General features: G+C 44.7%; 2 protein-coding genes and 1 riboswitch. Of the genes, one reads left to right on the top strand and one right to left on the bottom strand.

Features of this window, described 5'->3' with window-relative positions; translation table 11 throughout:
* Positions 1–518: 518 nt before the first annotated feature.
* Entirely contained in the window at positions 519–2,429 is a 1,911-nt protein-coding gene (locus tag ACESM0_RS03415; protein WP_372903658.1) for a TonB-dependent receptor, read from the bottom strand.
* Positions 2,430–2,493: 64 nt separating this feature from the next.
* Positions 2,494–2,717: riboswitch (cobalamin riboswitch) on the bottom strand.
* Positions 2,718–3,931: 1,214 nt separating this feature from the next.
* Between ACESM0_RS03415 and ACESM0_RS03410 the strand changes: the two genes are divergently transcribed.
* The gene (locus ACESM0_RS03410) at positions 3,932–4,654 is read left to right on the top strand and encodes an acyl-[acyl-carrier-protein] thioesterase (protein ID WP_372903657.1); all 723 of its coding nucleotides are present in this window, start codon (positions 3,932–3,934) and stop codon (positions 4,652–4,654) included.
* Positions 4,655–4,890 lie beyond the last annotated feature (236 nt).

Genomic DNA, 4,890 nt, shown 5'->3' with positions numbered 1-4,890 from the left:
TCCACAAAACAGCCGAGTTATCCACATTAGAAAAAGTTGGACAATAAATTGAATTTTAACTTGACAACCAATCCGCACGAATAAAGGCCAATCATATCTATCTCAGATCGATTTATACAGCCCGATGAGGATATCAACACTCCTCTGTGGATAATTAGCACGGTTTTAAGCTGTTAAAGCTAAATTTATAAGTTATCCACAAATCAGCCGAGTTATCCACATTAGAGCGTGTTGGTCACAAAACCTGTGATATTATCGTATTGCGAGATATTCGTTTTCAACAACTTCTATTCAGCAAACTGTTACAGGTTTGATTTTATTTCTATATTAATTTTCATTTATCTATACACAGAATTTTCACATTATTTCATATATGATTATTGGTAAAGGATTCGCACAAATACACCTCCCGCCGGAGACAGGAAGTGTTTTTTGGATCGGTTCAGATTCGAACTATCCTTATTTTCTTGAGCAATCTTTATGCGTATAAATACCTAGACCGTGTACCAAAATATGTATCAAGGATTGAAACCAAAACGGGCCGTAACCAGGTACGAACGACCGGGCAGCGGGTACCCATCGATAAACTGGTTCTGGCTGTCACCAAGATTGCGAACCCGTGCGGTAATGCTAACGCGATATCTGTCAATTGGAAGATTGATGCGGCCAAACAAGTCGGTCTCAGTAAATGAACTCAACGGTTCGGCCTGGCTATTATCCTGCGTGGTATAGCGTTCTCCGGTATAGCGGATATCCGCACCGGCCGTGAAGTTCTTCCAGTTTAAATTCAGATGAGCCCTTCGTGACCACTCAGGGACGTAAACCAGCTGACCACCCTCTGCCCCGGGATTGGATTCGTCGTCGGTGATAGACGCGTCTGTGTAGACGGTACCTCCTTCCAGTGTGAGAGAAAGGTCTGAGGATAATTGAAAATCATTTCTCAGGTTCAGCTCAAATCCTCTCGTCTCTATTTCGTTGACATTACGGACCGAAAGGCCATTTTGGCCAAATACCCAAAGAATTCCGTCCGTTTGTGTTCCGGCAAATCCGTTAACCTCTGCCTCAAACCGTCCGCCATCATACTCGTGGATGGACAAAATTCCCAGCTCCCCTTTCTGATTCGTTTCCGGGTCGAGGTCCGGATTTCCTGCGTTCGGCCAGTAGAGATCATTCAGGGTCGGTGCAACAAAATTTCGGCTCCACTGCCCTCTCAGAATCAGTGCGTCGTCAAACAGGTTGTAGTTGGCTCCAATCGAACCGCTAACGGCATCACCGGCTGTTTCGTAGTAGTCATAGCGAATTCCGCCAAAAAGCCTCAGCGATTCACCCGGCTGCCACTCACTGTTCAGGCGATAGGCAAAGTTGAACTGCGATTCGTTCTGATCAAAATTTGAGCTCTCCACACGGTTCACCAGGAAACGAGCAGACTGATCGGTCTTCAGGTTATCCATCCACTGCCGGCTCCAACCGATCTCATTGGAAAAGGATTTGATATTCGTCTCACTTTCAGTCGCAAAAGCCTCATCGGTGTAATCGGTATCTGCATCGCTGTATACGATGTTACTGTATAGCCGGCTGTTGTTAATACGGTACTCAATGTTTGTGGCCGAGCGAAGTGCGCGATCCTCCTGAACCGCTGTTTCACTGGGAAAAGAAAGTGACCCGGGGGATTGATTCTCCACATCGTAAAACCAAAGCGTCGTTTTCAGTGAGAGAGGCTCCGTTTCATAGCCTGCATTCAGAAGAGCGTTAAAAGCCTCTACCCTGTTGTTTTCGCGGGTTTGAGTCTCTCCGTTATTCTCAAATTCAAAATCGTTGTCCGAAGCTTCACGCTGCAGAGAGAGTCCGGCGTGCCAGCTTCCGAAACGGTGATTCAGGTTGACACCCTGAATATTCTGTCCATAGCTGCCCAGGGTTTGCCAAGCGGAGTAGTTGCTGGCTGAGGCTCCTGAATCGAGGTAGAGAGTGCCTCCGGCTGCAGAACTGCCGTAAGCCGTGCTGCTGTTACCGGCACTCAGCTCCATCGAGCGAATAAAATTGGACGGCATCAGGGTCAGATCAAACACCCCGTTTACCGGATCGTTCAGATTGAAGTTGTTCCAGACAACCTGAGTACGGCCGGGGCTGTAGCCTCTCATCGACAGATTGGATAGGCCTCCGGGTCCATATTCGCGGATCATTGCGGAGCTTCGTTTACCGATCAGTTCGGCGATGTTTCCGGTGCCGTAGAGTTTCAGCTCCTCGGCAGAGAACCGGGTTACGGAAATAGGCTGATGTTTTTGTTCCACATCAAAACGGGTGGACTGTACCGTGATCTCTTCGAAAGTTAACGTATCGGCAACAGCCTGAGCCTGAGTAAATTGAGGGAATATTAGATATAGGTATAGGAATAGAGCTGCAAACAGTGTTTGCACAGATAGAATTTTCATGGAAATAGGATTTTGTATTCGATTACGGTGAATCGTTCCGAAAACTTTAACTCCCGAAAGTTTTCTGGGAAATAGAAACGGTGGCAGGTCTCCTGACTTGTTCAGCTGATGATTCAACCTTCCCGTCTGATCTGTACAGACAGTGGCAAGATGAGGATCAGCAGATACCAAATGAAATGATTGGCTCTGAACTCACAGTTGCGGGTACAGTTTCCGATTTGAACGGAATTCCCTTTTCATCCCGGCGGCTATTGCATCAACCGGGACACCACGCTTTTACTATTCCAAAGAACTGTTTTAAAGCTACGGGCATCCGGTCAACAATCAAAAATTTCTTTTCCACAACGTGTTGATAACACCCTGAATCGGTGTTTTATGAACCATGGATTCACCTTTAGTCTCAAAATTCAATCACATATAAATTCAAAGTTAGTGTATTCGACTCCTGCGGAGTCGTTTGATTTTTCCTGCTTCTGCAAAACCCGAATTGTGATTTGGGTCTAATTATATTGATACACTATTCGCGGATCTAAATGGTTACAGGATGATCACTCTGTTCAAACAACTAATACGCCTGAGACGGATGAACGTAATTAGTCCTGCATGAAATGCAGCTTAAGGAGTGCGTGTCTTGGAAAAACCCCGAACGAGGTTAAATCCAATTTCAACTGATACGTTATATGAGAAAGAGCGAAAGAACCCTCCGGTCTTGATTGGTGGAGGGTAAGCATGGTTTTCATCATAGCGCGGGAGACATCACAATATCGGCTCTCTTGATAGCCTTGGATGTTGTGTAACCACGCGGGCAAACCAGGCCCGTATGCAAACACCGACCGGGTCACGAGACCTCGGTATGATTACTTTTGGCGGTCCAAAAGTAATAAGGAAAACATGTGCAGGTAATCATTGAACTTCAACAGATGACAAGCAATCAACTCTGACTAAAATTGAATCTAATTGGCACTTCATGAAATCCAGGATAATGCACAAATTCAAAGCTAGGGGATTCGACTCCTTCGGAGTCGTTTGATTCTTCCTACTCCTGCAAACCCCGAATTGCAATTCGGGTCTAATCACATTGATCCGCTATTCGCGGATCTTCACTGAACAATCATCAGTTTCAGTGTGCTATAATGTATTCCGGTCTGCCAGTATACCTGCAACGGGTTTTTATTGAGGTCAGATCTTCACAAATTATTCTTTTGTATTCTATTCAATTCAACAAGTCTTTTTCTCAGACAGAAATTCTAAAGCAGATAGTTCATTTTCCCAAGACCACAAGTAGGTAGGTATTAACACAATACCCATCCGCGATCACCGGATCAATGTAATTAACCCTGCATGAAATGCAGGGCTAAGAGGTACGTGTTATGGAGAAACCCCGAAACGGGGTTTAATCTCTTTTGGATTCTGTATACCAATTCCATCAACTTTCAAAATACCAACGTCTAAATTCTTATGTTACCAATCCGACAGCTTAACCTGTTACATAAACATTCATCATGGATAAAATTTACACCGTCCCCTTCAAAGTCCGCTCGTACGAAGTAGACCTAAATGAAAAAGCCACCTTCTCCTCCATCTGCAACTATTTCCAGGAGGCTGCAGGTATTCATGCAAATCATCTGAATTTTGATATATCCCAGCTTCATGAAAAAGGTCTGACATGGGTTCTTTACAAAATGCATGTGAAGGTTTTGAATCTCCCAAAAAGATGGGAGGATGTTGAGGTAACCACCTGGCCATCCGCCGGCGACGGACTCCGTGCATTTCGTGATTATGAGATGAGGTCAGAATCGGGAGATCTTTTAGCTCACGCAATCAGCCAATGGATGGTTTTGGATATGAAATCGAAGAGGCCGGTCCGCACGCCACCGGAAATATCTGAATTGGGTGTGAAAGATAAAGAGCACACGGTTGAACCAAAGAAGGATCCGATCAAACCGTTAGCACCTGATGAATCAAAATTTATTACCGTCGTGGGGTTGAACGATCTGGATATGAATTTCCACGTCAATAATGTTCGCTACATCGATTGGATGACGGGATATTTGCTGGAGGAGAATAAGTCGTGCCGGGAAATGGAAATTCAATATCTGTCAGAGAGTGTTCAGGGGGATCGCATCTATCTGGAAACGAAGCAGAAAGATGAGCAACTCATTCAAACGTTGTTCAAAAATGATGAGATGATACCGATAGCCTCATCTGTCTCGTACTGGGAATAAATATCTGTTAATCCCTACACGATTTAGCTGTTTAGATCAGAAGTCGGGTAGCAGATCCGAATAGGACTGAATCAATATCCGGATCATTATGATAGATATAGAACCCATGTTTTCTGTGAATTTTATTCAGGTGAGGTACCGCCTCAAATATATCTGTTTAACCTAACTAAGCTCTCTGTTCGGCGGTTTCTATTTTGTGTCTATGTATTCCCCAGGTTACGCGTTGCTAAACCTGG

This window comes from Rhodohalobacter sp., assembly GCF_041686455.1.
Classification (GTDB): Bacteria; Bacteroidota; Rhodothermia; order Balneolales; family Balneolaceae; genus Rhodohalobacter.
This window is presented reverse-complemented; position numbering and strand designations above follow the sequence as displayed.